Source organism: Amycolatopsis sp. Poz14 (assembly GCF_006704225.1).
GTDB classification, from domain to species: domain Bacteria; phylum Actinomycetota; class Actinomycetes; order Mycobacteriales; family Pseudonocardiaceae; genus Amycolatopsis; species Amycolatopsis nivea.
Genome location: NZ_JACLHD010000001.1, coordinates 4,778,938 through 4,805,186, shown reverse-complemented (window position 1 = coordinate 4,805,186; position 26,249 = coordinate 4,778,938). Strand labels below are relative to the sequence as shown.

At 70.7% G+C, this 26,249-nt stretch carries 23 protein-coding genes; 13 read left to right on the top strand and 10 right to left on the bottom strand.

Annotation, left to right across the window (positions count from 1 at the left end; all coding sequences use genetic code 11):
- Positions 1-202 precede the first annotated feature (202 nt).
- The 3 genes from FKO37_RS22815 (at position 203) to FKO37_RS22805 (ending at position 3,043) form a co-directional block, all read left to right on the top strand.
- The gene (locus FKO37_RS22815; RefSeq protein ID WP_238605716.1) at positions 203-1,126 is read left to right on the top strand and encodes a serine protease; all 924 of its coding nucleotides are present in this window, start codon (positions 203-205) and stop codon (positions 1,124-1,126) included.
- A 38-nt stretch (positions 1,127-1,164) separates the two neighbouring features.
- Positions 1,165-1,923 carry a class I SAM-dependent methyltransferase gene (locus tag FKO37_RS22810; protein WP_238605715.1) on the top strand — a complete coding sequence of 253 codons (759 nt, stop codon included), beginning with the start codon at positions 1,165-1,167 and terminating at the stop codon, positions 1,921-1,923.
- A 121-nt stretch (positions 1,924-2,044) separates the two neighbouring features.
- Positions 2,045-3,043 carry an IS481 family transposase gene (locus tag FKO37_RS22805; RefSeq protein ID WP_238605714.1) on the top strand — a complete coding sequence of 333 codons (999 nt, stop codon included), beginning with the start codon at positions 2,045-2,047 and terminating at the stop codon, positions 3,041-3,043.
- Positions 3,044-3,112: 69 nt separating this feature from the next.
- On the opposite strand, the gene FKO37_RS22800 is transcribed toward FKO37_RS22805, so the two are convergent.
- The 4 genes from FKO37_RS22800 to FKO37_RS22785 form a co-directional block, all read right to left on the bottom strand.
- Positions 3,113-3,928, bottom strand: coding sequence for a hypothetical protein (locus FKO37_RS22800; RefSeq protein ID WP_037815525.1), 816 nt, complete (start codon positions 3,926-3,928; stop codon positions 3,113-3,115).
- A gap of 94 nt (positions 3,929-4,022) precedes the next feature.
- Positions 4,023-5,549 (bottom strand): CehA/McbA family metallohydrolase, encoded by a 1,527-nt coding sequence (locus FKO37_RS22795; RefSeq protein ID WP_134731298.1) that lies wholly within the window; start codon positions 5,547-5,549, stop codon positions 4,023-4,025.
- 965 nt (positions 5,550-6,514) lie between these two features.
- Positions 6,515-7,315, bottom strand: coding sequence for an alpha/beta fold hydrolase (locus tag FKO37_RS22790; protein ID WP_238605713.1), 801 nt, complete (start codon positions 7,313-7,315; stop codon positions 6,515-6,517).
- 123 nt (positions 7,316-7,438) lie between these two features.
- Positions 7,439-7,600, bottom strand: coding sequence for a hypothetical protein (locus FKO37_RS22785; protein WP_167756662.1), 162 nt, complete (start codon positions 7,598-7,600; stop codon positions 7,439-7,441).
- A 173-nt stretch (positions 7,601-7,773) separates the two neighbouring features.
- Between FKO37_RS22785 and FKO37_RS22780 the strand changes: the two genes are divergently transcribed.
- A complete protein-coding gene (locus FKO37_RS22780) occupies positions 7,774-8,295 on the top strand; it encodes a 2'-5' RNA ligase family protein (protein WP_238605712.1) in 522 nt (173 codons plus the stop codon).
- On the opposite strand, the gene FKO37_RS22775 is transcribed toward FKO37_RS22780, so the two are convergent.
- The 3 genes from FKO37_RS22775 to FKO37_RS22765 are packed head-to-tail and all read right to left on the bottom strand — an operon-like array spanning position 8,237 to position 10,375.
- Complete coding sequence (locus FKO37_RS22775; protein WP_238605711.1) at positions 8,237-9,319, bottom strand: hypothetical protein; 1,083 nt, start codon at positions 9,317-9,319, stop codon at positions 8,237-8,239. The genes FKO37_RS22780 and FKO37_RS22775 overlap by 59 nt on opposite strands.
- Before the next feature lie 7 nt (positions 9,320-9,326).
- On the bottom strand, positions 9,327-9,935 hold the full coding sequence (locus FKO37_RS22770; RefSeq protein WP_238605710.1) for a hypothetical protein: 609 nt from the start codon (positions 9,933-9,935) through the stop codon (positions 9,327-9,329).
- Positions 9,932-10,375, bottom strand: a complete 444-nt coding sequence (locus tag FKO37_RS22765; RefSeq protein WP_037815518.1) for a hypothetical protein — start codon at positions 10,373-10,375, stop codon at positions 9,932-9,934. Before FKO37_RS22765 ends, FKO37_RS22770 begins: the two co-directional genes overlap by 4 nt.
- Positions 10,376-10,599: 224 nt before the next feature.
- On the opposite strand from FKO37_RS22765, the gene FKO37_RS22760 reads away from it, so the two are divergent.
- Together FKO37_RS22760 and FKO37_RS22755 are read left to right on the top strand one after the other, a co-directional pair.
- Positions 10,600-11,544 (top strand): NAD(P)-dependent oxidoreductase, encoded by a 945-nt coding sequence (locus FKO37_RS22760; RefSeq protein ID WP_037815517.1) that lies wholly within the window; start codon positions 10,600-10,602, stop codon positions 11,542-11,544.
- A complete protein-coding gene (locus FKO37_RS22755; protein ID WP_037815516.1) occupies positions 11,541-13,715 on the top strand; it encodes a glycosyltransferase family 2 protein in 2,175 nt (724 codons plus the stop codon). Before FKO37_RS22760 ends, FKO37_RS22755 begins: the two co-directional genes overlap by 4 nt.
- On the opposite strand, the gene FKO37_RS22750 is transcribed toward FKO37_RS22755, so the two are convergent.
- Positions 13,645-14,151 (bottom strand): GtrA family protein, encoded by a 507-nt coding sequence (locus FKO37_RS22750; protein WP_238605709.1) that lies wholly within the window; start codon positions 14,149-14,151, stop codon positions 13,645-13,647. The two genes, FKO37_RS22755 and FKO37_RS22750, sit on opposite strands and share 71 nt — an antisense overlap.
- Positions 14,152-14,339: 188 nt before the next feature.
- Here FKO37_RS22750 and FKO37_RS22745 point away from each other — a divergent pair, with 188 nt between their 5' ends.
- From FKO37_RS22745 to FKO37_RS22720, 6 genes are all read left to right on the top strand, one after another.
- A complete protein-coding gene (locus FKO37_RS22745; RefSeq protein WP_037815513.1) occupies positions 14,340-15,497 on the top strand; it encodes an NAD-dependent epimerase/dehydratase family protein in 1,158 nt (385 codons plus the stop codon).
- Positions 15,498-15,603: 106 nt separating this feature from the next.
- Positions 15,604-16,911 (top strand): SWIM zinc finger family protein, encoded by a 1,308-nt coding sequence (locus FKO37_RS22740; protein WP_238605708.1) that lies wholly within the window; start codon positions 15,604-15,606, stop codon positions 16,909-16,911.
- Positions 16,908-18,350 (top strand): DUF5691 domain-containing protein, encoded by a 1,443-nt coding sequence (locus FKO37_RS22735; RefSeq protein ID WP_238605707.1) that lies wholly within the window; start codon positions 16,908-16,910, stop codon positions 18,348-18,350. Before FKO37_RS22740 ends, FKO37_RS22735 begins: the two co-directional genes overlap by 4 nt.
- Entirely contained in the window at positions 18,347-19,432 is a 1,086-nt protein-coding gene (locus FKO37_RS22730) for an AAA family ATPase (protein ID WP_238605706.1), read from the top strand. Before FKO37_RS22735 ends, FKO37_RS22730 begins: the two co-directional genes overlap by 4 nt.
- Positions 19,429-21,609: a DUF5682 family protein gene (locus tag FKO37_RS22725; RefSeq protein WP_238605705.1), complete on the top strand. Its 2,181-nt coding sequence runs from the start codon at positions 19,429-19,431 to the stop codon at positions 21,607-21,609. The genes FKO37_RS22730 and FKO37_RS22725 overlap by 4 nt, the downstream gene beginning before the upstream one ends.
- A complete protein-coding gene (locus FKO37_RS22720) occupies positions 21,606-22,766 on the top strand; it encodes a VWA domain-containing protein (RefSeq protein WP_238605704.1) in 1,161 nt (386 codons plus the stop codon). The genes FKO37_RS22725 and FKO37_RS22720 overlap by 4 nt, the downstream gene beginning before the upstream one ends.
- 132 nt (positions 22,767-22,898) lie before the next feature.
- Here the strand turns inward: FKO37_RS22720 and FKO37_RS22715 are convergent, their stop codons facing one another.
- The gene (locus FKO37_RS22715; RefSeq protein WP_238605703.1) at positions 22,899-23,789 is read right to left on the bottom strand and encodes a MerR family transcriptional regulator; all 891 of its coding nucleotides are present in this window, start codon (positions 23,787-23,789) and stop codon (positions 22,899-22,901) included.
- 44 nt (positions 23,790-23,833) lie between these two features.
- Here FKO37_RS22715 and FKO37_RS22710 point away from each other — a divergent pair, with 44 nt between their 5' ends.
- Positions 23,834-24,586, top strand: a complete 753-nt coding sequence (locus tag FKO37_RS22710) for a maleylpyruvate isomerase family mycothiol-dependent enzyme (protein ID WP_238605702.1) — start codon at positions 23,834-23,836, stop codon at positions 24,584-24,586.
- Between the two features lie 133 nt (positions 24,587-24,719).
- Here FKO37_RS22710 and FKO37_RS22705 read toward each other — a convergent pair whose 3' ends face one another.
- Positions 24,720-26,192 (bottom strand): NAD(P)/FAD-dependent oxidoreductase, encoded by a 1,473-nt coding sequence (locus FKO37_RS22705; RefSeq protein WP_238608320.1) that lies wholly within the window; start codon positions 26,190-26,192, stop codon positions 24,720-24,722.
- Between the last annotated feature and the right edge of the window lie 57 nt (positions 26,193-26,249).

Sequence of the window (26,249 nt, the reverse complement as noted above, 5' to 3'; positions counted from 1 at the left end):
GCACCCGACACCGACGCGGGTGTCGAGAAGGCACCTCCCAGCGCTCGCCAACCACCCGCGCACCACCCCCGCGAGGGTGGAAAATCCCGGCCTCCCCGACCCGAAATCCCCCTGCTGTGAGCGGATGTGCGAGCGCTGTGAGGTTGCTGTGCATCCGGCCGCACAGGATGCCCGGCGGGCGTCGGCATGGTCATCTTGAAGCGTGAGAGTCAACGTTTCCCGCACAGCGCTGATCGTCTGCGCGGCGGCCGCGATCGTCGCGACCGGCGGCGCCAACGCCGTCGTCGACACCGCTGACGTCACCGGTCCGGCCGTCCAGCCGAGCGGCACGGGCACCCCGGCCGTCGCGACCGGCGGCGATTCCCGCGGTACGGGGACGAGCACCTCTTCCAGCAACACCTCAGCAACCGCCGATGCCCCCGGCGCCGGGACAAGCACCTCGTCCAGCAGCACCCCGGCAACCGCCGATGCCTCCAGCCCAGGGACGAACACTTCCCGCAGCAACACCGCGACGGCCAGCCCGGCAGTCGGCGCGTTGTTCTCCGGCGGCAACCACTTCTGCTCGGCCAGCGTGGTGCACAGCCCCACCGGCGACCTGCTCCTCACCGCCGCGCACTGCATCGGCGGCGACGTCTCCGGCATCACCTTCAAACCCGGCTACCACGACGGCATCGCCCCGTACGGCACCTGGCAGGTCACCGCCGCGGTCGTCGCCGACGGGTGGAAGTCCTCGTCCGACCAGGACCTCGACTTCGCGTTCCTCAAGGTCGCCCAGCCCGGTTCCGCGAGCCTCGAAAGCCTCACCGGCGCCAACCAGCTCGGCACGAACCAGGGCTTCTCGCACACGATCACCCTCACCGGCTACCCGGACGGCACCGAACAACCGGTCGTCTGCACGGGCACCACCACCCAGTCCGACACCTACCAGCAACGCGTCGCCTGCCCCGGCTTCCCCGACGGCACCAGCGGCGGCCCCTGGGTCATCAACCAGGACCCGAACACCGGAACCGGTACCGTCATCGGTGCCATCGGCGGCTACCAGACCGGCGGCGCCACCCCGGACGTCTCCTACAGCGCCTACTTCGACGACGACATCGCCCAGCTTTACCGCTCAGCGATCAGCTGACCCGGACAGCGACGGAAAACAGGCTCAGGAGGACTGCGGTGAGTTCCGGATCGGGACCGTCGGCGGAGGACTTCGACGAGTGGTACTCGAACATGCTGGACAGCCCCGCACGCGACGAGATCCCCCAGCGGCATCTGGGCCTGCCGCCGCGGCTGCTGTCGAGCAGTCTGCTCTCCTGGAAGGGCATCGCGGAAGTCGTCGAGGCGCTGCGGCTCGCGCCCGGCGACCGGCTGCTGGACCTGGCGTGCGGGCGCGGCGGATACGGCCTCGAAATCGCATCCCGGACCGGGGCGCGGTTGATCGGTGTCGACTTCTCGCGGGCGGCGATCGAGCAGGCTCGGACCTTGGCTCGGCAGTTCGATTCCGTGGACGCGGAGTTCCAGGTGGGCGATCTCGCCGACACGGCCTTGCCCGCGGAGTCGGTCGATGCGGTCGTGTGCGTCGACGCGATCCAGTTCCAGGCGACCGCCGAGACGTTTGAAGAGATACGCCGGGTGCTCCGTCCGGGCGGACGCGTCTCGCTGACGACCTGGGAGGCTGTCGACCGCGCGGACGAGCGCGTCTCGGCACGAATCCGGGCGGTCGACACCGAAGCCGGACTCGTCGGCGCGGGCTTCGCGAACGTTGCGGTCCGGGATCGTCCGCAGTGGCGGGCCGCAGAACGCGCGATGTGGGAAGCGGCTGCGGCGCTCGACCCTGGCGACGATCCTGCCCTGCGCTCTCTCCACGACGAAGGTGTCCACGTGCTGTCCGCTTTCGATCTGAGGCGCAGAGTCCTCGCGACTGCGGACGGCTAAGTGTGATGTCCAGGGACGTTGTCCCGGGTTAAGGCGGTGACCGGCCTGTCGTGCTGACAGGTGAAGGCCCCGGGGGTGAAGTGGAGCTGTCTAGGAACCGCTTCGCCCGCCGGAGGCCTTCGTGTCCCACCCTAACGCCGCCCTGACCCCGCGCACCCGCCTGCGCCTCGCCCGCCTGATCGTCGAGCAGGGCTGGACCTGCACCGCCGCCGCGAAAATGTTCATGGTCGCCACCAAGACCGCCGCGAAGTGGGCCGACCGCTACCGCGCCGAAGGCACGGCCGGGATGACCGACCGCAGCTGCCGCCCGCACCACAGCCCCGCCCGAACGTCCCCGCAACTGACCCGCCGGATCGTGCGGCTGCGGTGGCGCCAGCGGCTGGGCCCGGCCCAGATCGCCGGCCGGCTCGCCATCCCTGCCTCGACCGTGCACGCCGTCCTGACCCGCTGCCGGATCAACCGGCTCTCCCGCATCGACCGGGCCACCGGCGAACCGCTACGCCGCTACGAGCACGACCACCCCGGCTCGCTGATCCACGTCGATGTCACCAAGTTCGGCAACATCCCCGACGGCGGCGGCTGGCGCCACGTCGGCAAGCAGCAAGGCAAAAAGAACAGATCAGCGACCTCCCGCCGCACCGGAACCTGGAGCACCGACCGGCACGCCCGCACCGGCACCGCGTTCGTGCACACCGTGATCGACGACCACTCCCGCGTCGCCTACGCCGAGATCTGCGCCGACGAGAAAGCCGACACCGCCGTCGGTGTCCTGCACCGCGCGGTCGCCTGGTTCGCCGACCGCGGCGTCACCGTCGAACGCGCGCTTTCCGACAACGGTGCCTGCTACCGCTCGTCGGCCTGGCGCGGGACCTGCACCGAGCTGGGCATCACCCCGAAACGGACCCGGCCTTACCGGCCGCAGACCAACGGCAAGATCGAACGGTTCCACCGCACCCTGGCCGAGGGATGGGCTTACGCCCGCTTCTATCCCAGCGAACACGACCGCCGGGCAGCGCTGCCGGGATGGCTGCACTTCTACAATCACCACCGGCCCCACACATCCACCGGAGGCAAACCACCCGTCACCCGGCTGACCAACCTCCCTGGACATCACAGCTAAGGCTCGAAGCCGAACGACCCGGCGACAAACTCGCCATGATCGCGTCGAATTGCCCGCCAGCGCACCCGATCAGCTTGAGCTGGGCGGCGCGGCCGGAGCCTGATGCAGCGAGAGATTCTGCCCTGCCTTCTCGTCCGGAGCCCACGCCCCGGCCTCCGCGGTCCACGTCTGGCCGGCGAAGCTCACCCGGTCCACGCCCAGCTTCGCCGCGCGGGCCACGAGCCAGCTCGCGATCCGCCAGCCCTCCGCGGACGGGTGCGCGCCGCTCAAGCGCGCCGTGCCGAGTTCGGCGTTCGCCACGGTCACCAGGTTCGCCGGCGGGTTCAGCGTCAGGTTCCGGCAGGTCAGCGCCGCGGGGTACTGGCCGGTCAGCGCTCCGGTCAGCGCGGTGGCCTCGTCTTCCCACTGGGCGTACGCGTCGGGGGCGCCGGAGCGCTGCACCGCCTGCGCCGCTTCGGTGATCGGAATCGTCTGCCAGTTGTCGAGTTTCGCGAGTTTCTTGTAGAACTCCGTCGCCGAGTAGACCGGGTCCTGGAGCTGGTCGGGCGTGCCCCAGCCTTGGCTCGGGCGCTGCTGGAACAAGCCGATCGAATCCCGGTCGCCGCCGCTCAGGTTGCGGAGTTTCGACTCTTGCAGAGCAGTCGCGAGCGCGACCGTGACCGCGTGTGAGGGCAACCCTTGCTTGATCCCGACGGCGGCGATGATCGCGGCGTTGTTCATGGGTTCCGGTTGCAGCGTGTACTGCGGCGCGGAAGCGTCGTTCGGACCCTTCGGCAACGCGACCGTGCAGCCGGGGGTCTTCACCTCGTCACTGCTCGAGAACATGACGACCACGACGACCACCGCCGCGAGCGCCACGACGACCGCCAGGATCGCCGCTCGCACGCCACACCCGCGCACCCGTGCCCGCCCTTCCCCACTGCCCACTTTAAGTGCACAGTCTGCCCGGGCGTCCGGGTCGCGGGACGCTCGGGTCGGGTCAGCCAGCGTCGGCGGCGCCCAGGAAGATCGGGTTCGACATGGCGACCATGGCGTTCGGCGTGGTCGTCTTCGGACCGCCCGACGGACGCCGCACCTCGACGCGGACCCAGCGGCTGTAGCGCGGGTACGTCGTCCACGTGACGGTCGCGGTGCCGGATTCCGGGACGGTCTCGCTGTGCTCCGGGCCGAGCTGGTCGAGGAACGTCACGGTCGTGCCGGGAACTCCGCGAACAACCGCGCGCACCTCGATCGGCGTGCCGATGCCCGCGACGAGCCGTCCGCCGATACCTGCGCTGCGGCCCGCTCCGGACACGGAGAAGTCGAGCTGCACGTCCTTCGACTCGGCGAGCCACGAACGCCCTGCCTTGAGCCCGGCGAGCAGTTCGGCCCGGCCCAGCCGGTCCGCCTGGACGACCGTGTGCGGGAGCGCGACGGTCTGGTCCGGGTTGTGCGCGTCGGAATCGCCGATCGCCGGGATCCACCGGCCGCCGCGCAGCAGACCGTCCCAGTGCGTGACGCTCGCTTCGTCGTCCGCGGTCCACGGGCCGTTCCAGACCTCGACGAGGTCGGCGATCTCGTACGCGAATTCGTAGGTGCAGCCGAAACAATTCGCGAATGGGTGCGCGGCCGTGACCAGACCGCCCGCCCGGTGGACCTGGTCGGTGAACCGGCGGAAGTCGCGCGGGTCGGAAGCGCGGTAGCGCCAGTCGATCCACGTGCCTGCCGGGACGCCGATCGCGGGCCAGTGCCCGGACCGCGTGGTGACCTCTTCGCCGTTCAGGATCAGCAGGTCGTCGGTGGCGTAATTGCCCCACACCAGCTGCGAACTGGACGTGTTGTGGTCGGTGGACACGATGAAGTCCAGGCCGGCCGCGCGGGCATCCGCGACCAGTTGCTCGGGCGTGCGCTTGCCGTCGGAGTGGACGGTGTGCAGGTGGGAGTCGCCGCGATACCAGGAACGGCCGCGGTCGCGCGCGGGCGCGGTCTCCGGCGCCGGGTTCGGCTGGAACGGCTTCGCGGTGTCGCGGCCGAAGGTCAGCGTGATGTCGACGCGGTAGTTCAGCCCCTGCGGCGCGACCGTGTACGGACCGAGAATCACGTGCCAGCGGCCGGGCGTGATCGGCCCGGCGAGGTACCCGGGCGTCGCTTCGGCGGCACTGATCGAGAACCGGTCTCGGAAGCCGCCGGACCAGCCGCGGAAGCCGCGGCGGGTGCCCAGTTCGTGCCCCTCCGGCCCGAACATCCCGATGTCGCAAGCATTTCCGCGCGTCCCCGCGGGCACCGACGGCTTGTCATAGGAGTAGACGACGTCGATCTGCTTCACGCCGCGCGGCACGTCGACCGGGAGGTAGTACCAGTCGGGCACGTCCGGCCGAAAGGTGCCGGTGACGGTCTTCGTCTGCTGCCCGGCACCGGGCGCGGGCGCCGCGAACGAGACGCCCGGCACCATGCTCATCGCCGCCCCCGCCGCGACGACGCCTCCGGCCCGGAACAGGTTGCGCCGGTTGAGTTCCCCAGTGGACATGGCTTACCTCCGCAGCAATGAAGTCGCGCCGACGCTAGCCCTCGAAGCCACCCCCTTCAACGACGCTGCGGTGAACACTGGGCGACTCGCCTCGGCTGCTAGGGATCGCCGCGTTGAGCCGCGCATCCGGCCGACGACGGGCGAGAGTGGTTGCCACGCACCGGATCGTGGAGCGGGACCGGAACATTCGCTGATTCGCTTCGCCCGGCACCGACCCAGCACCACATCGACCCGCGTCACGCGACGCAGGACGACATTCCGCGCGCGGAACAGCAGAGCAGCTGACTGCCGTCGCACAGCGAGCCGCGCACGGCAGCTCGGCTCATGCAGCATCGCCCGAGGGCCCCAGCAAACCGCGCACCGCACGACGCAGGACCACTTGCCGAACCGGGAAAGCCGAGCCGCACCTGAACACCCGCCAACGCACAGCGACTCGCCCGGCACCACACGAACCCACGCACCGCACGACGCAGCACCGCCCATCACACCGCGAACAGCACCCGACCACCGCCCAGCACGCAGCGACTCGCCACGCCCGCGCACCAACCCGGCACCACACCACGCCGCGCACCACGCAACGCAGCACCGCCCGCCGCACCCGGGAACAGCCGAGCCGCACCCGACCACCCGCCACCGCAAAGCGACTCGCCCGGCACCACACGAACCGCGCACCGCCACGACGCAACATCGCTCACCACACCGCGAACAGCACCCAATCACCGCACAGCACGCAGCGATTCGCCACCCCCGGCGCACCACACCACACCGCGCACCACGTGACGCAACGGCACAACCTTGCGCAGGAAAAAGCCGAGCAGCACCCGACCGCGCGCCACCACCCAGCGCTCAGCAAGTCGCCACGCCCGGCACCGACCTAGCACCACGCTAAACCGCGCACCACACGCCGCAGCACCGCCGCCACAGGAACAGCCGGGCCCCTCAGCCAGCAAGCACCCCACCCACCCTCACGTCACCGCACCACTCCCCTCCTCGACCCGGTCCAGCCATTCCTCCACCAGCGCCTCGAACAACACCGGCTGCTCGAACTGCAGGTTGTGCCCCGCCCGGTCGAGCACCGCGTAACTCGCTCGCGGATAGTGCCCCAGCAATCCGTACAACTCCGCGAATCCCGTAGAAGCGTCCTGCCGACCGCACACGATCAGCGCCGGTTTCCGGTACGCCGGACCGCTTTCCGGATCGACCGACAGCTTCCAGCCCGCCAGCATCCGCTGCAGCGCGGCCCGGTCGGCGGCCGCCAGGCCAGGCGCGACGTCCGCGCGGAAACGCGCCAGCGTCTCCTCGGACTGGACCACCGCCATCTCCCCGTACTCCGCCGCCTCCGCCGGATCGAGACTCGCCAGCAGGTCCGGGTCGGCGCGCAGCACCTCGTGCTCCGGCACGTCCCGCTCCAGCACCGGCACCGGGCGGCCGACCGGGCACACCAGCGCCAGCCCGGCGACCTGCTCGGGCCGCGCCCGCGTGAGCCCGCGCGCCAGATAGCCGCCGTACGACTCGCCGACCAGCAGGAACGGCTCGTCCCCGATCAGGTCGTCCACCAGGTCCGCCAGCCCCGCCACCAGGTCGTCCGACCCGCGCGCGGACCCGGCGGGCGACTCGCCCATGCCGGGCAGATCCGGGTAGATCCGCCGGAATCCGGGCCGCCGCGCGAAGACCGGCTCGAGGCAGCCGGTCATCAGGCGGTGGTCCGGCATCCAGCCGTGGACGGCCAGCACCGGCGTGCCGGAACCGTGTTCGACGTAATGCATCGTTCCCTCCCTGTTCGCCGGCCACCGTTGTACCGCACGGCACCGACAATTCCGGGACTCCGGCGGCCGGGAGGAGGCGGCGCCGGCCGCCGGGCGGCAATTCCGGGGGAATTCTCCGGAAAGTCAGCCGCGGGAGCTGATCAATTCTCTTTCGGGTGCCGGCCGGCCCGGGGCGGGACGGCGCGGAACACAAGCCAGCAGAAGGAAACCTGCCACGACGCCCAGGAGCACGTGGCCGGTGACGGCGCACAATCCGCACAATGCGGTCCATAGGACGATCTTCATCCACCGAGTGTAGGACCGCCGGTAATCGCCGTCGGCGGACTTGGGGAAGACTTAGGGTTCGGTTAAGCGGAATTCACCGGAAGAAGCAGAAAAGAAAGGGTTGCCTCTCCTTTCCGCCGGGAAGCGGGGTCCTCGCGGTGCGACGGCGCGGGCGGTCCGGCAGGATCGGGGCCGTGCCCACGCCCGGAACCAGCGCGCTCGTCGTCACGCTCCCGTCCGCCGCCGTCCTGCTCGAAACCGCCGCGGCCGTCGACCCCGGACTCGTCCGTCCCGGTCTTCCGCCGCACGTCACGGCGCTGTACCCGTTCCTGCCCGCCGAACGGCTCACCGAACAGACCGACGCCGACGTCACACACCTCGCCGCGAGCTTCCCCGTAACGGATGTGCAGCTCACCGACCTCGTCCTCGCACCCGGATTCGTCGCAGCGGCCGCCCCGGCGCTCCAGCCCCTCGCCGACGCCGTGTGCGATCACTGGCCCGACGTGCCCCCGTACGGCGGACGCTTCGGAGCGCACCCGCCAGCGCACCTGACGATCGCCCTCGGCGGCACCGACGACCAGCGCGCCGAGGTCGCCGAACGCGCCCGAGCAGCACTGCCGCTCACTGCCCGGGCGGACACGCTGCACCTCGTCGTGCTCACGGAGCAGGGTTGGCAGCTCCGGCTGTCAGCTCCGCTCGGAACTCCTGCGCGATAGCCCGCAGCCGAGCCACCTCAGCCGCGAAAGCGGTCTCCTGGGGCAGCACCGGCGGCTCCGCGGACTGGTCCAGCACCGGCTCGGAACTGCGCAGCACCCGCACAGCCGCGCTCGGCGACAACTCAGGCCCGACCCCGGACAGCAGCAGTCCGTCGTTGATCTCGCTCATCATCGTCAGCAACCGCTCCCGGCCGGTCCCCGACGCGTCGTCGAGCCGGACGACATCCGGGTACCGGGAAGCCAGGTGCTCCCGCAGCGGCCGGAGCACCGCCCGCGTCCGCGCGTCGCGCACCGCCCGGCCCACCGCGGGCGCCGCAGGCACCGTCAGCCCCACTACGACCAGCAGCACCGATACCGCCGGAAAGCCGACCGCGAGCGTGCACGGAACCGTCGAAAACGCGCCGCGGCACAGCTTCGTGACCGGATGCTCCGCGGTCAGGTCGCTGATCAGGCCGACGATCTTGCCGATCAGATAAGCGAAAGCGAACACACAGGCCAGCAACATGATGCCCAGCCCGGCCCGCAGCGCACCGGTGCCCGCGCGCACCGCCCCGGCCGATACCACGGCGATGTCCGCCACCGCCAAACCCAGGTACAGCGTGTAGACGACGATGTACACGACCAGTGTCGGATTCGACCGGTACAGCTCGTCGAAGAGCCCGACGCCCGTCGGAAGCCCGCGCGTCGCGAAGAACGACGCAGTGAGCACGACGAGCGCGACAATCAACGCCCCGAGCCGCGCGCGCCGCCGACGCTCTGCCACGCCACCGATCTCCGCGACAGTCACTTCGATGCCGTACGCGGCCACCATCGTCGCGAGGTTCGAGAGCAGCCGACCAAGACTCGGGTACAGCTGACTCTCGATCGCCTGCGCACTGTCGGCGAGCAAGCACAACGCGACGCCGAGGGCGATCAGGCTGGTCGCGAGGCCCGCGCCGGCACCGGTCCGCCGTGCTCGCACCGCGCGCCAGATCCCGACCGCGACGGCGAGCAGGCCGACGCCGAAGAACAAAACGTCGATCATCCGCGCACTACCCGAGCAGCGACGCGAAGCGCCGCGCGCGATCCGCTGCCGGACCGGAAGCGCCTGGCCGCAGCTGCGCACCGCTCTCGGTGGCGGCGCTCATCAGGAACACGGCAATGAGCTCCGCTTCGTACTCGTCGGAATTCGTGGTGACGCGGGTGAGCAGATGCGACAGCAGGTGCGCGCTGAGATCCGGCGCGAGCGTCGCCGCTTCGGCGTCGGTGAGCACGCATTCGCCGCGGTGCTCGCACAGCAGGTGCGCGATTTCGTGGGCGATGATGTGGTCCTGGTGCAGCGACGACGTGCCCGCCGCGTACGCGATGAGGTCGAAGTCGTCGTGCCGCTGCCACGCGCCGGAGGGCTGGCCGGGCGCGTAGTCGACCGCGACCAGGTCGATGTCGCGGCCGCGGTGCCGTTCCAGCCGGTCGATCCACGCGTTCATCGACCACGGCCGCGGGGCGGGCACGTGCCGCAGCAGGTCGCGCACCCGGTCGCGGGCGCGCGCTCGCACGGTCGGGTCGATGTCCCCTCCCGAGGCGATCGGCGGCTGGACCAGCCTGGTGCACCAGGGGGTCCCCGGCGCTCCGGCCGCCGCCAGCATAGCCGCCCGACTCACTCCGGCTTGCGTCCGCGCCGGGTGCGGTCGCGCCCCTCGGCGTAGCTGCCGAGCTGGTCCATCAGGGCGGAAACGGTCCGCCGGTCGCGCTCGGACAGCCGCATCGCGCGCTGCGCCAGGTCGCGGGCCTGGGTGTCGCGCCAGGCGACCACGTCGGCGACCTGCTCGTCGACCCGGCCGGCGACCTCGTCGTCGAAGAAGTAGGTGACCGGCACGCCGAAGAACCGCGCGAGCGCCTGGATGTGCGACCGCTTCGGGTCGCGCCGCGCGCCCACGGCGAGCTGCTGGACGTGCGTGGCCGACATGCTGACGCCGGTCACGTCCGCGACGCCCTGGGCGATCTCGCGGTAGGAGTAGGGCTTGCGGTCCGGCGGATGCACGGTCGCGATCAGGTGCGCCAGACGTTCCGCGAAGCTGCGCTCCCCCGCCTGCTCGGCCATGCCGCCCCCATCACTGTTCCGTCTCCGTAACAGCGACCAGCATAACCGTCCCGAAAACTTGACACCAGCCGTCCCGTTCCGGCTACACTCGCCGCGCGCATCGTTTAGAAAACTAAACACCGGGATCCGCGTGCGGTCGCTGGGGGTGCCCGCACGCGGTCCCGCGCTCGCGCGGGCGAGGGACGCACAAGTGACGCACAGACTGCGGAGGTAGGTTGTGCGCCATGACACTCCCCCACAGTCCCGAAAGGACACCCGTCGTCGTCACCGGCGGCAGCGGTTTCATCGGCCGCGCTGTCGTGCGCGAGTTCCGTGAGCGCGGTTATCCGGTCACTGTCGTGGACCGCGTGCGCTACGAGACGACGGACGAGGGAGTGCGCGTCGTCGTCGGAGATCTGCGTGCCGCCGAAACGCGCGAAGCAGCTGTCGAGGCAGGCGTCGGCGGGATCGTGCACCTTGCTGCGCTGACGTCCGTGCTGAAGTCCGTAGAGCTGCCGCGCGACACGTACGCGGAGAACGTTGCGGTGACACAAGAACTTCTCGAACTGTGTCGCGTACGCGAGGTGCCGCGCTTCATTCTCGCGTCCACGAACGCAGTGATCGGCGATGTCGGCACTAACACCATCACGGTCGACCTGCCCACGAAGCCGCTTACGCCATACGGTGCCACGAAAGCGGCCTGCGAGATGCTGCTGTCGGGTTACGCGGGCGCGTACGGCATCACGACGTGCGCGCTGCGCTTCACCAACGTGTACGGGCCTGGCATGTCGCACAAAGACAGCTTCGTGCCGCGCATGATGCGTGCGGCGTTGAATAATGAAGGCGTGCGGGTGTACGGCACCGGCGAGCAACGTCGGGACCTCGTGCATGTAGACGACGTCGTGCGCGCGATCGTGCTCGCCTACGAAAGCGGCTACACCGGTCGCGCGATCGTCGGCGCCGGACGTTCGGTGTCCGTGCTGGAAATGGTCGAGACCGTGCGCGCGGTGACCGGGGCCGAGTTGCCGATCGAGCACGTGCCCGCGCCCGCCGGGGAGATGCCGGCGGTGGTCGTGGACGTCTCGGCGAGCGCGGAAACCATCGGCTACCGCCCGGAAATCACCCTCGCCGACGGTCTCGCCACCGCGTGGAAGTACTTCTCCGGACTGGACCGGGCCGAGGCGCCGTGACCGGATTCCTCCGGCGCCACGCGTTCCTGCTGGTGCTCCTCGCCGCGGGAACCACGCTGCGGGTGCTGTCCTGGATCGCCTACCGGCCCGCGCTGCTGTACATCGATTCCTTCCGCTACCTGGACAATCTGCAGGGCCTGCGCGCCGACGGGATCAACCCGGTCGGCTACGACCTGCTGCTGAAACCGCTGCTCGCGGTCGGCGGACTGTCGTTCGTCGCCGCCGTGCAGCACCTGGCCGGACTGGCGATCGCGGTCGGCATCTACGCGCTGGCCCGGCGGCTCGGCGCGCGCAACTGGGTGGGCGCGCTGGCCGCCGCGCCCCTGCTGCTCGACGCCTACCAGGTGCAGATCGAGCAGAACATCATGGCCGAGGTGCTGTTCGAGGCACTGCTGTTCGGGCTGCTGTGGCTGGTGCTGGCCAAGGGAAAACCGAACTGGCGGCGGATCGCGCTGGCCGGGCTCGTGGTCGGGTTCGGCGTGCTGGTGCGGCTGATCGGCGTCACGATCGCCGTGCCGTTCCTGCTCTACGTGCTCGCCGCGGGCAGCGCGTGGCGTTCGTGGCGCGGCTGGCGCGACGCCGGGGTCGGCTTGCTCGCGATCCTCGTCGTGGTGGTCCCGTACGCGGCGAAAGTCAAGGCGGAGACCGGAAACTGGGGCTTGAGCGGGCCGTCCGGCAGCATGCTCTACGGCCGGACCGCCGCGGTCGCGGACTGCGCGAAACTCCAGCTCGACCCGGTCGTGCGGCAGTTCTGTCCCACCGAACCGGTCGAGAACCGGCTGGTCGACAACTACACGCACGCCGACCTCGACCCGGCGTGGCCCGGCCCGCTGCCGCCCGGCGCGGACAAGGGCGTGCTGGCGCACGAATTCGCGATGACCGCGCTGAAAGCGCAGTGGTGGGACGTCGCGACGTCGATCCTCGGCGACTTCGGGAAGAGCTTCCAGTTCACCCGCTACACCGCGCCCACCGACGTGCCGATCGACCGGTGGCAGTTCCAGCTGACCTATCCGGAGTTCGCCGATCCCGCCGCGGTCAAGGCGGTCACCCAGCAGTACGACAGCACGGATCCCCAGGTCAACGAGCCGATCGCGGCGTTCCTGCGCGACTACCAGATCAACGGCGGGTTCGTGCCCGGCGCGGTGCTCGGGTTCTTCGCGCTGCTCGGCCTGCTGACCGTGCTGCGGCGCAAGAAACCCCGGCACCCTGCGCGCAGCGGGGCGTTGTTCGCTGCGGGCACTGGGTTGTTCCTGCTGTTCGGGTCCGCGGTGTTCGAGTTTTCCTGGCGCTACCAGCTTCCCGCGCTCGTGCTGTTGCCAGTCGCGGGTGCGCTCGGGTTCACGACGCTCACTGTGGCGAGCCGTCGCCGTCTCGGCAGTTATCCCGACTCTGTCGACGAAGGCGCGATCAAGGACTTCCACGACCGGCATCCCGGCGCGAAGCTGTCCGAACTGACCGTAGTGATCGCCGCGTACAACGAAGCCGGCGGCATCGGACAAGTGCTGGAGAAGATGCCGGACGAATGTCTCGGGCTGCCGGTAGACGTCCTGGTGGTCGTAGACGGCGGTACGGACAACACTGCGGCCATCGCGGAAGACCATGGCGCGTACGTGTGCGTCGCGCCGACTAACCGCGGCCAGGGCGCCGCGCTACGCCTCGGGTACCACCTTGCGGCCGAGAACGGCGCGAAGTACATCGTCACCACCGACGGCGACGGTCAGTACGACAACAGCGAAATGGCCGAGTTGCTCGCACCGCTGCTGGACGGCACTGCCGATTTCGTGACCGGCTCCCGGCGTTTGGGCCACGAAGAGGCCGACAGCCGGATGCGCTGGATCGGCGTGCGCGTGTTCGCGTGGCTCGCGTCTGTGCTCACCTGGCGGCGGATCACCGACACGTCGTTCGGATTCCGTTCGCTGCGCGCGGAACTGGCGTGCGCGATCCCGCTCAACGAACCGCAGTACCAGTCGTCGGAACTGCTGCTGGGCGCGACCGCGCAAGGCGCGCGCGTGCTCGAACGGCCGATGAGCATGCGACTGCGCAAGGCGGGCAAGAGCAAGAAGGGCGGCAGCGTCGTGTACGGCGCGAACTACGCGCGGGTCATGACAGGGACGTGGTGGCGCGGGTACGTGCTGCGCCGCGGTCGAAAACGAACCGGTCGAGCAGCGTGAACTTCGCGACGAACACCAGCGCGTAGCTGAGCACGTACGCCGCGTCGAGCAGGACGACCCACCAGAAGTGCGGCAGGTGCAACGGCGCGAGCAGGTGGCCGGCGAGCGTCGTCAGGCCCACCGAGGCGAGGCCGCCGAGCGAGATGACGAGGACGTAGGGCAGCAGCTCGCGGACGGGTTCGGGACGGCCGCGGCGGCCCCACACCCAGCGCCGGGCGAGGAAGAAGTTCAGCACCGCCCCGGCCGCGAACGCGCACGCGCTGGCCAGCCATGGGGCCCCGCCCGCGGCGAGCACCGCGATCAGCGCGGCCTGGCTGAGCAGCGTGGCGGCCACCGAACTGGCGGCCGCGCGGACGAACCTGGCCAGGCCGCGGCGGCGCGGCTCGGGCGATTCTTCCGTCGTGCGCGGGTTCGCCGGGTTGGTTACCGTCGTCATAGTCCCAGTCTCCCCTCGGGCCGCCGGCTCCGCCGCGCGACCCCCCGGCCCACAGCGGATTCACAGCTGACTGCCAGCCGAACATCAGCGGCGGGCGATTAGGTTCGGATCTGCCACCGCGACATCCGGGCGTCGTGTACAACGAAAGGCCGTGCCTGTCGCGAAAACGAAAGGAAAGGGTGCTCCGGATGCGAGTGCTGGTTCTCGGCGGTGACGGCTACCTAGGCTGGCCCACTGCGCTCCACTTGTCGGACAAAGGCCACGAAGTGGCTGTTCTGGACAACTTCGCGCGGCGGCAGTACGACGTCGAGCTCGGCGCCGAGAGCCTCGTCCCCATCGAAGACCTGAGCACCCGCGTCGACGCGTGGCACGAGGTGTCCGGGAAGCGCATCACGAGCTACGAAGGCGACCTGCTCGACGCGGAATTCCTCTTCGACGCGGTGCGCGATTTCCGCCCCGCGGCGATCGTGCACTTCGCCGAGCAGCGGTCCGCGCCGTATTCGATGATCGACCGCGAGCACGCCGTCTACACGCAGCATAACAACGTGGTCGGCAACCTCAACCTGCTCTACGCGATCGCCGAGATCGACCCGGACATCCACCTGGTCAAGCTGGGAACGATGGGCGAGTACGGGACCCCGAACATCGACATCGAGGAAGGCTGGCTCGAGGTCGAGCACAACGGCCGCCGCGACCGGATGCTGTACCCGAAGAAGCCGGGCTCGTTCTACCACCTGTCGAAGGTGCACGACTCGCACAACATCGAGTTCGCCTGCCGGATCTGGGAACTGCGCGCGACCGACCTCAACCAGGGCGTCGTGTACGGCCAGCAGACGCCGCAGACCGCGCTCGACCCGCGCCTGGCCACGCGGTTCGACTACGACGCGGTGTTCGGCACGGTGCTCAACCGGTTCGTCATCCAGGCCGTGCTGGGGCAGCCGCTCACGGTGTACGGCAAGGGCGGGCAGACGCGCGGGCTGATCGACATCCGCGACACCGTCGAGTGCATCCGGCTGGCCGTGGAGAATCCGGCCGGGCGCGGCGAGTTCCGGGTCTTCAACCAGATGACCGAGAGCATGTCGGTGCGGGAGATCGCCGAACTCGTCGCCGACCGCTTCCCCGGGCCGGTGCAGATCGAGAACCTGGACAACCCGCGGGTGGAGCAGCCCGAGCACTACTACAACGTCAAGCACACCGGGCTGGTCGGGCTGGGGCTGGAGCCGCATCTGCTGTCGGACACGCTGATCGAGTCGATGTTCGACATCGTCGGCGCGAACAAGCACCGGGTGAACGACGACCGGCTGCGGCCCACGGTGCGCTGGCGCGGGGCGGTCGAATCCTCCTGATTTCCGCTGCTCTCCCCCGCCGCCCGCGGAAATTGTCGGTGGCGGGTGGGATGCTCTTCGAGTCAGCCCCCGAGGGGGGAAGAACTGGAAGAGCGGCAAGGAAAACGTGGGGGACGAAGCAGCGGCGCGGTGGAGCCCGGAGCGGGTGCTCGAACTCGCTCCGGACGCCGCGTCGGCGAAAGCCGGGCGCGGGCAGGCGGCGCCGGCGAAGTGGTCGGACGCGGGCGCGTCCGCCCGTGCGGTCTGGGGCGCGTGCCAAGGCAGCGGGAAGCGGCCGTACCAGACGACGGTGGAAACGGCCGGGCCCGCGTTCCGGTGCACCTGCCCGAGCCGGAAGTTCCCGTGCAAGCACGCGCTGGGGTTGCTGCTGCTCTGGGCCGACGGCCAGGTCCCCCGCGCGGAGGAGCCCGGATGGGTGCACCCGTGGCTGGACGAACGGGCCGCGCGCGCGGAGCGGGCCGAGAAGAAGACGGACGCGCCGAAGGATCTCGAAGCTGCGGCGAAGCGGGCGCAGGAACGGCTCGCGCGGGTCACCTCCGGAGCCGCTGAGCTGCGCGGATGGCTTGCCGACCGGGTGTCCGCCGGGTTCGCGGCGTTCGAACGCGGCGGCGCCGACGAGCTGTACACGGTCGCCTCGCGCATGGTCGACGCGCAAGCTCCCGGGCTGGCGAACGGCCTGCGCCGGGCGGCGGCGCTGGTCGGCCGGGACTGGCCGGACCGGCTGCTGGCCGAGTTGTCGCTGGTGTACGTGCTCGCGGACGCGGCGAGCAGGCTGGAGTCGCTGCCCGCCGGGCTCGCCGACACCGTCCGGACCCGGCTCGGGTTCTCGGTGAGCAACGCGCAAGTGCTGGAGTCCGGCGAACGGGTGCCGGACCAATGGCTGGTCACCGGCGCGATCGACGAGGAGCAGGAGTCGCTGCGCAGCAGGCGCACGTGGCTGCGGGGCAAACGCAGCGGCCGGCACGCGCTGGTGCTGTCGTTCGCTCCGCCCGGGCGTCCGCTGGACAGTTCGCTGCCGCCGGGATACGTCGTCGCGGGCGAGCTGGTGTTCCACCCGGGTGCGGTGCCGCTGCGGGCGGTGTTCGACCACCGGGAGGAACCCGTCGCTCCGGAAAGCGGGCCGGTGGGCGGGACCTTCGCTGCCGCGCTGGCCGAACACGCCGCCGCGCTCGCGGCTGATCCTTGGCTGGACCGGTGGCCGGTGCTGGTGAGCGATCTTCGTCCGGCGCGGCACGGGGAGGGATGGGCACTGTCCGATGTGGACGGTGCGGCGCTGCCGCTGGTGTCTTCGGTGGATCCGTGGCCGCTGCTGGCGCTCGCGGCCGAGCGGCCGGTCACCGTGGCCGCGGAGTGGACGACAGCGGGGCTGCGGCCGTTGAGCTGCTGGCATCGCGACGGGATGGTGCGACTGTGACTGCCTGGAACGATCTCGTCAGCACCGTCCTGCTCGGCACCCGCCGCCGGACCCTCGACCCGGCCGGATTACCGCCCGGCGTAACGGAAATCGCCGGACACCGCACCGAGCCCGCCGACCAAGCGCTCGTCGCGGCGGCGGCGTACACCGGCTATCGGCGCGCCGGGCAGCGACCGCTCACCGGCATCGAACCCGAACCCGCCGCGGCGGAGGACACCCGCCCGTTCATCCCGAACGTGGCGCGGGCGCGGCTCGGGCACCTGCTCTCCGCGAACCGGCCGGAGCTGGTCGAGGAATGGCTCGCCACGGTGGCGCACAAGGGATTCCGCGTCCCGGCCGAGCGGCTGCCCGCGTTGGCCGACGCGGCACGGACCCGGGTGTCGCTGCGGGCGCCGCTCGCGACGGTCGCCGGGCCGGTCGGCGCGTGGCTCGGTGAGCGGAACCCGGATTGGGCGTTCCTGGTCGCCGCCGACGACGACACCAGCGACGACGCCTGGCAGTTCGGCACCGCCGCGCGTCGGCAGGCCTGGCTGGAACGCGTGCTCGCCGCCGATCCCGCCCGCGCGCGGGAGACGCTCGCCGCGGCTTGGGGGAACGAACCGGCCGACGTCCGGGCGACGTTCCTGACCTTGCTCGGCGAGCACCTCACCGAGGAGGACGAGCCGTTCGTCGAAGCCGCGCTCGGCGACCGGGCGGCCGGGGTGCGCGAGATCGCGCTGCGGCTGATCGGCCGGTACCCCGATTCGGCCTCCGGGGAGCGGATGATCGAACGGCTGCGCGCCTGCGTCACCGTACGCAGCCGTGCGCTGCGGGCCGACGTCCTCGAATTCACCCCGCCCGAACCGGACGACAGCCTGATCCGCGACGGCATCCGCGTCCCGGCCGGGCCCGGGCAGGGCACCGCCCGATTGCGCGCGATCATCGCCGCCACTCCCCTGCGGTTCTGGGCCGAGTACGGCACCCCGGGCGAACTGGCCGGGATGCTCGTCGAAGGGCCGCCGCTGAACGTGGTGCGCGAAAGCTGGGCCACCGCCGCGCTTCGGCAGCGTGACGAGCAATGGGCGCAAGCCCTCGTGGAAGCCGAGCCCGGCGGCCGCAGTACCGCAGCGCTCATCGGCGTGCTGTCGCCCGAACAACAGGCCGCCACGGTCGCGAAGCTGACCCGCGGCCTGCCGGTCGAGGCCTTGACCCGGCTCATCCTCGACCTGCCGCAGCCGTGGCCCGCCGCGCTCGGCACGGTGCTGCTCGACTGGGTCTCCGGGCAGCGCGACCACCGGCTGGTCGCGCACGCGGCCGCGCTGATCGCGAAAGCCGTGCCCGTCGCCTGCCTCGGCCACCCGCTGGCCGAGATCCCGCTTCCCGGCGAGGCCGCCCCGTGGCGGCGCGCAGTCGCCGAAACCCTGTCCTTCCGCCGTGAAATGCACAAGGAGCTCGCATGACGTCCCCCGTCCTCCGGCCGCACGCCGAACAGGAATACGCCGGCGAACTGGCCGCTCTCGCCGCGGCCGACGACCGGGCGAAACCGCCGTCTTGGCGGCTGTCCCCGTGGGCGGTGGTCACCTACCTGCTCGGCGGGAAACTCGACGACGGCACCGAGATCAGCCCGAAGTACGTCGGTCCGCGACGGCTGATCGAGGTCGCGGTCGCCACCCTCGCCACCGACCGCGCGCTGCTGCTGCTCGGCGTGCCGGGCACGGCGAAGACCTGGGTGTCCGAACACCTCGCGGCGGCGATCAGCGGGGACTCCACGCTGCTCGTCCAGGGCACCGCGGGCACCGCCGAGGAGCAGATCCGCTACGGCTGGAACTACGCGCGGCTCATCGCCGAAGGGCCGAGCGACCGGGCGCTGGTCGAAAGCCCGATCCTGCGGGCGATGCGCGACGGCAAGGTCGCGCGGCTCGAGGAACTCACCCGGATCCCGGCGGACGTGCAGGACTCGCTCATCACGATCCTGTCCGAGAAGACGCTGCCGATCCCCGAGCTGGGCTCCGAGGTGCAGGCCCGGCCCGGGTTCACGCTGGTGGCCACGGCGAACAACCGGGACAAGGGCGTCAACGAGCTGTCGAGCGCGCTGCGGCGGCGGTTCAACACCGTCGTGCTGCCGCTGCCGGACACCGCCGAAGCCGAGGTGGACATCGTCCGGCGGCGGGTCGGTCAGCTCGGCGCCGCGCTGTCGCTGCCCGCCGAAGCCGCCGATCTCGCCGAAATCCGCCGGGTGGTCACGGTGTTCCGCGAGTTGCGGGCCGGCCGCACCGAGGACGGCCGCACTGCGGTCAAAACCCCGTCGGGCACGCTCTCGACGGCCGAGGCGATCAGCGTGCTCACCGGCGGTCTCGCGCTGGCCGCCCACTTCGGCGACGGCGTGCTGCGCGCGCAGGACGTCGCGGCGGGGATTCACGGTGCGGTGGTGAAGGATCCGGTCGCGGACAGCGCGATCTGGAGCGAGTACCTGGAGACCGTGGTGCGCGAGCGGGAAGGCTGGGCCGACTTCTACCGGGCAGGCCAGGAGATCGCCGGATGACCACTCACCTCCTCGGGATCAGGCACCACGGTCCCGGTTCGGCGCGGGCGGTCGCCGCCCGGCTCGCCGAACTGGAACCGGACGTGGTGCTGATCGAGGGACCGCCGGAAGCGGACCAGCTCGTCGATCTCGCCGCGGACGACGGCATGCGTCCGCCGGTGGCGCTGCTGGCGTACGCGTCCGACGACGTGTCGCGCGCGGCGTTCTGGCCGTTCGCGGTGTTCAGCCCGGAATGGCAGGCCCTGCGGTACGCCGCCGCGGCCGGTGTCCCGGTGAAGTTCTGCGATCTCCCCGCCGCACACCAGTTCGCGCTCGGCGAGGAACGGACCGCACCGCGCACCGACCCGCTCGCGGAGCTCGCCGCGGCGGGCGGATACGACGATCCGGAACGCTGGTGGGACGACTTCGTCGAATCCCGGCGAGGCGAGGAATCGCCGTTCGAGGTGATCGCCGACGCGATGACCGCGCTGCGCGAGGGCGACCGGCCGGACGATCCGCACGAGCAGCGGCGCGAGGCGTACATGCGGAACGTGCTGCGCAAGACGCGGAAGGAAGGCTACGAACGGATCGCCGTCGTGTGCGGGGCATGGCACGTGCCCGCGCTTGCCGATCCGCTTCCGCCCGCGTCCAAGGACCAGGCTGTCCTCAAAGGACTCCCGAAGCGCAAGGTCGTGTGCACGTGGGTGCCGTGGACGCACGGCAGGCTCGCGTCGGTCACCGGCTACGGCGCGGGCGTCCGCTCTCCCGGCTGGTACCACCACCTGTTCAGCACCTCCGCCGACGTCACCACCCGGTGGCTCACCGCCGTCGCCGGAGTGCTGCGCGAGGAAGATCTGCCGGTCTCCACCGCGCACGTGATCGAAGCGGTGCGGCTGGCCGACACACTGGCCGCCCTGCGCGGCCGGTCGTCCGCCGGACTGGCCGAGGTCGACGCCGCCACCCGCGCGGTCCTGTGCGGAGGCGACGACGTCCAGGCCGACCTGGTCACGCGACGGCTCGTGGTCGGCGAACTGCTCGGCGAGGTCCCGGACCACGTGCCGCAAGCGCCATTGGCCGCCGACCTGATCGCCACCGCCCGGCGGCTCCGGCTCAAACGCGAACCTCAAGCGCGGGAACTGGATCTGGACCTGCGCACCCCCGGCGGCCTCGACCGCTCGCGCCTGCTGCACCGCCTGCAGATCCTCGGCATCCCCTGGGGCGAACCGGAACTGTCCTCGGTGCGGAACAAAGGCACCTTCCGGGAGACCTGGACTTTGTGCTGGGAACCAGGGTTCGAGGTCGACCTGGTCGCGGCCGCGGTCCACGGCACCACCGTGCCCGCGGCCGCCACCGCGGTCGTGCGCGAAACCGTCGCCGAATCTCCGCCGCTCGCCGACATCACCGCCGCGGTAGAACGCTGCCTCCTCGCCGACCTGGGCGACGCTCTGCCGGAAACCCTCGCCGCTCTGGACACCCGCGCCGCCGCCGACGCGGACGTCGCGCACCTCATGACCGCGCTGCCGCCACTGGCGCGGGCAACCCGCTACGGCGACGTCCGCGGCACCGACACCGCACAGCTGCAAGAAGTCGCCGACCGAATCCTCACCCGGGTCTGCGCCGGCCTTCCCCCCGCCGTGCACGGCATCGACGAGGAAGCCGCCGCACAGTTCTGCGAACTCATCGACGACGTCCACGAAGCCACCGACCTCCTCGGCGACGCCGCCCGCGACCGCTGGTTCACCGCACTGGCCCGCCTCTCCACCCGCGACGCCCTGCCCCCGCTGCTGGCTGGCCGCATCGTGCGCCTGCTGCACGACGCCGACCTGCTGGACGGCGTTGAGGTCGAACTCCGGCTGAGCCGCATGCTCACCCCCGGCATCGCCCCGACCGACGGCGCGGCCTACGTCGAAGGCTTCTTCTCCGGCGGCGCGCTCCTGCTGGTGCACGACGAACGCATGCTGCGCGTCGTCGACACCTGGCTGACCTCGATCCCGCCCGAGGTCTTCACCGAGGTGCTTCCCTTGCTGCGCCGCACTTTCGGCGCCTTCGCCAGTCCGGAAAAACGCGCCATCGGCGAACGCGCCGCCACCCTGTCCGGCGTTCGCCGGGTCGAGCCGACGCTCGCCGAAGACCTGGACGAAATCCGCGCCGCAGCCGTCCTGCCGGTCTTCGCCACCCTCCTGGGAGCCGCCCCGTGACCACCGACCCCGAACGCCTCCGCCGCTGGCGCCTAGTGCTGGGCGGAGATTCCGACGGCACCGGCCACGCACTGTCCGAAGGGGACACCGGCGTCGACAACGTGCTGGCCGCCCTCTACGACGAGCGCCCCAAAAACTCCCGCAGCAGCGGCGACCGCAGCGGCGGCCTGCAAGCCTCCGCACCACGAGTCGCGCGCTGGCTCGGCGACATCCGGAAGTACTTCCCCGGCTCCGTAGTCCAAGTCATGCAACGCGACGCCGTAGACCGCTTGGGCATAACCCGGATGCTGCTGGAACCGGAACTGCTCAGCGCCGTGGAACCGGACGTCCACCTGGTCGGCACCCTGTTGTCCCTCAACAACGTCCTGCCCGAGGAGACGAAGGAAACCGCACGCACCGTCGTACGCAAAGTCGTCACCGAGCTGGAGGAACGCCTAGCCGAACGCACCCGAGCAGCAGTCCGCGGTGCACTGGACCGTGCCGCCCGCACCCAACGCCCCCGAGGCGCGGACATCGACTGGGACCGCACCGTCCGCCGGAACCTGAAGCACTACTCCCCCAAGCTGAAAACCATTGTGCCCGAACAGCTTTTCGGCTTCGGCCGCCGAGAACAAAGCGTCCGCCGCGACGTGATCCTCGCGGTCGACCAGTCCGGCTCAATGGCAGAATCCGTGGTGTACTCAGGCGTTTTCGGCGCGGCGCTGGCCTCGATGCGCGCCCTGAGCACGAAATTCGTCGCGTTCGACACGGCGGTCGCCGACCTGTCCGACCACCTGGACGACCCGGTCGACGTCCTCTTCGGCACCCAACTAGGCGGCGGCACCGACATCAACCGCGCATTGGCGTACTGCCAAGGACTCGTGGAACGCCCCGAACAAACCCTCCTGGTGCTGATCAGCGACCTGTACGAAGGCGGATTACGAGACGATCTGCTGCGCCGAGTCGCAGACCTGGTGGGATCCGGAGTGCAAGTGGTCACGCTGCTGGCACTGTCGGACTCGGGAGCGCCGTTCTACGACCACGAGAACGCGGCCGCGCTCAGCGAACTGGGGGTGCCCGCTTTCGCCTGCACGCCAGACCTTTTCCCGGATCTGATGGCCGCCGCACTCCGAAGGGAGGACTTGTCCCGATGGGCCGCCTCGGCGACCGCTCAATGACCCGGCGCGCCTAGCCTCTTCCGCCGGGAACGGTTCGGCGAGCGCGGGCTAGGGAGCGAACCCCCGCTCGCTGGTCCGTCCAGCCCAGCGAAACGCGTCGCGCGAGCCGACACGTTTCCCGCTCGAGAAATCTCAGCCGGCCGAGCGGTCCAGCGCGTCCAGCAGCCAGGTATGCGCGACCCCGACCGGCGCGGCTTCTCCAGTGATCTCGCCCGCGAGACGCCAATAGCGGCGCACCTGCGGATGCCGATCGCCAGCGGTGCGCCGTCGCAGTGTGCAGCGGAACTCCGGGGTGTCGCGGGTGCCGGACGCGGCGGCGTGGGCCGCGGCGAACCGGTCGAGTGCCGGTCCTGGTTCCGGCTCGGATCCGGCCGCTACCTGCGGGGCCGCCAGCTCGCAGGCCTCGCCGACGCCTTCGTGGAGGGCACCCAGGTGCGTGACCAGCGGGCTGGCGCGCAGCCGGGCGGCGAACGCGCGGTCGGCGGCGAGCAGCACTAACTCGGCGTAGGCGACGACCTGCGCTGGGGTCGGCAGTTCCGGCGGCCGCGGCGCGCTCGCGGCGAGGAACATGTCTGCCGTGTCCGGCGGGACGGCGCCGGTGGCCATCGGGTGCCAAAGGCGGACCAGGGCCGCATGCGCGCCGAAGCCGTCCGTCGCGACGGACAGCAGCTCGAGCCGGGCGGCGCGGGCGGCAGGCGGTGCCTCCTCGACGGCGCGGAGGGCTGAGCGTCGCCAGGCCAGCGTCGTCAGCTCGCGGTCCAGCGCGGCGCGCTCTGCGGACACGACGTCGGAAAGGGAACTTTCTCCGGCAAGGACGTCCATGATCGGCTTCAAGCTCAGCCCGAGTCCGCGCAAGCGCCGCACCAGGACGAGGCGGCTGACGTCCGCCGGGTCGAATCGACGGTGTCCGCCGGCGCTGCGCACGGGTGCCAGCAGTCCCTCGTCGCAGTAAAAGCGGATCGTGCGGACGGGCACGCCGGTGCGCCGCGCCAGGTCGCCGATTCCGAGTGTGTCGCCAGTCACTTCCGATGGAACCTCCAGCCGGGTGGAGTTCCTACGGTACGGCCATGGATCTCGATACCGCACGATTTGTCCAGGGATTGCACGAACACACGGAGGGATTCGCGAAGGCCGTCGCCGGCGCGGATCCGGAGGCTCCGGTGCCCACCTGCCCGGAGTGGCCGCTGCGAGTGCTGGCCGGTCACGTCGGACAGGCCCATCGCTGGGCGGCGGACCTCATCCGGTCCGGTCCGGCTCCAGTTCCCGACCCGTTCGAGGCGGACCCAGGCGCACCCGGCGAATGGTCGGCCTGGCTGCAAGCGGGCGCCGCGGACCTCGCCGACGCGGTGCTCGCTGCCGCCGACCGTCCAGTGTGGACCTACTTCGGCCCGCGACCGGCGACGTTCTGGCTGCGCCGCATGCTCCACGACACGACGGTGCACCACGCGGACGCGGCCTTCGCCACCGGGACCGCGTTCGCAGTGGCACCGGACCTCGCGGCCGACGCGGTCAGCGAGTGGCTGGAAATGCTGTCCCATCCGGTCATGGCGACCCTGAGACCAGGTTTCTCGGCCCTGCGCGGCACCGGTCAGACGCTCCAGCTCCGACCTGGCGACGGTGCGGGCTGGCTGATCACCCGTACCCCCGACGGCGTCCGGTGGACGCGCGCGACGGACGCTGCGGACGCTGCGGACGCGACGCTGACAGGTTCGGTCCAGGACCTCCTGCTGGTGCTCACCCGGCGCCTGCCAGCCGACCGGGTAACGATCACCGGCGACCGCGACCTGGCCGACCACTGGCTGGCTCACTCGGCGGCGTGAGCGCGTCGAACTCCCGGAACCCGGGCTGCCGAACCCTCGACCTGTCGAGTTCAGCAGCCTGGGTTCCTTTTCGGCGAGCTTCAAAAAGCACACCCGCTGACCAATCACAAAAAACCGAGCACAGCCCACCAGGTCAGGAGGTCACGCGCTGCGCCCCCACCCGCTCGAACCGCAGCACCCCGTCGTCCATGCGGCTCAGGCGGAGATCCGCTGCGTCCAGCAGGTAGTTCTGCCGCATCAGCCACGGGCGGCGGTCGCCTTGGCGGGGCAGGACTGAGGCGGCGCGGGTGAGGTAGCCCGACGTCAGGTTCATGATCGGCCGCCGACGCGTGGACGGGATCGCGGGCGGGCGGGGCACACAGGTGTCAAAACCGTTGCGTGACAGGTGGTTCAGCAACCGGCACACGTACCGCGAGACGAGATCCGAGCGCAGCGTCCAGGAGGCGTTCACATAACCGATGCACCACGCCAGGTTCGGCACTCCGCCGAGCATCATTCCCTTGTACACCAGCTGTTCCGACGGTTCGATGACCTCGCCGTCGACAGTCAGCTCGATTCCGCCGAACGCGATCACGCGCAGGCCGGTCGCGGTGACGACCACGTCCGCGGGCAGGTGTGCGCCGGATTCCAGCGTGATGCCGTCGGGGGTGAAGCGGTCGATCCGGTCGGTGACGATGTCCGCTCGGCCGCTGCGGAGTGCGCGGAAGAAATCCGCTCCGGGCGTCAGGCAGAGTCGTTGGTCCCAGGGCCGGTACCGGGGCGAGAAATGGGGGTCGACCGGGATCGAGGCGGGCAACTGCTTCGCGGCCGCGTCGCGCAAGAAAGCCGCCGCGCGGTCGGGCTGGCGGCGCGAGAACTGGTACAGCAAGGTCGTCACCAGGACGTTCTTCGCGCGCACCACGTGGTACGCGAGCCGCGCAGGCAGGAATCGGCGCAGGCGGCGGGCGAGCGAGTCCGTCCACGGGCGGGACAGGACGTAGCTCGGCGAGCGCTGCAGCATCGTCACTGACTCCGCCGTGGAAGCCAGTTCCGGCACCAAGGTCACCGCGGTGGCGCCGCTGCCGATGACGACCACTCGTTTGCCCGCGAAGTCCGACCCCTCCGGCCAGAACTGGGGGTGCACGATCTCGCCGCGGAACGAGTCGCGGCCGGGGAAGTCGACGACGTGGCCGTTCTCGTAGCTGTAGTAGCCGCTGCACAAATACAGAAAAGAGCAGGTATGAGTGACGACCTCGCCGTCGTGCGAGGCCGCTACCGTCCAGCGGGCCGACGCGGACGACCAGGACGCGCGGACCACCCGGTGCCCGAACCGGATGAGCCGGGAGACCTCGTGCTCAGCGGCGGTCTCGCGGATGTACTCGAGGATCTCGGCGCCGGACGCGATCGCCTGTTCCTTGCGCCACGGCCGGAACGGATAGCCGAGCGTGAACATATCCGAGTCGGAGCGCACGCCCGGGTACCGGAAGAGGTCCCAGGTTCCGCCGATCGTGTCGCGCGCTTCGAGGATGGCGTACGTCCGGTCCGGGGCTTGCTGCTGCAGCCGGCAGGCCGCGCCGATGCCGGAAAGCCCGGCTCCGACCACCAGGACATCGAAATGCGCCACGATTCCTCCCCGCGAGAAGCGACTCCGCCCACTTTACGGCCGGGGCCGGATCAAGTGGGG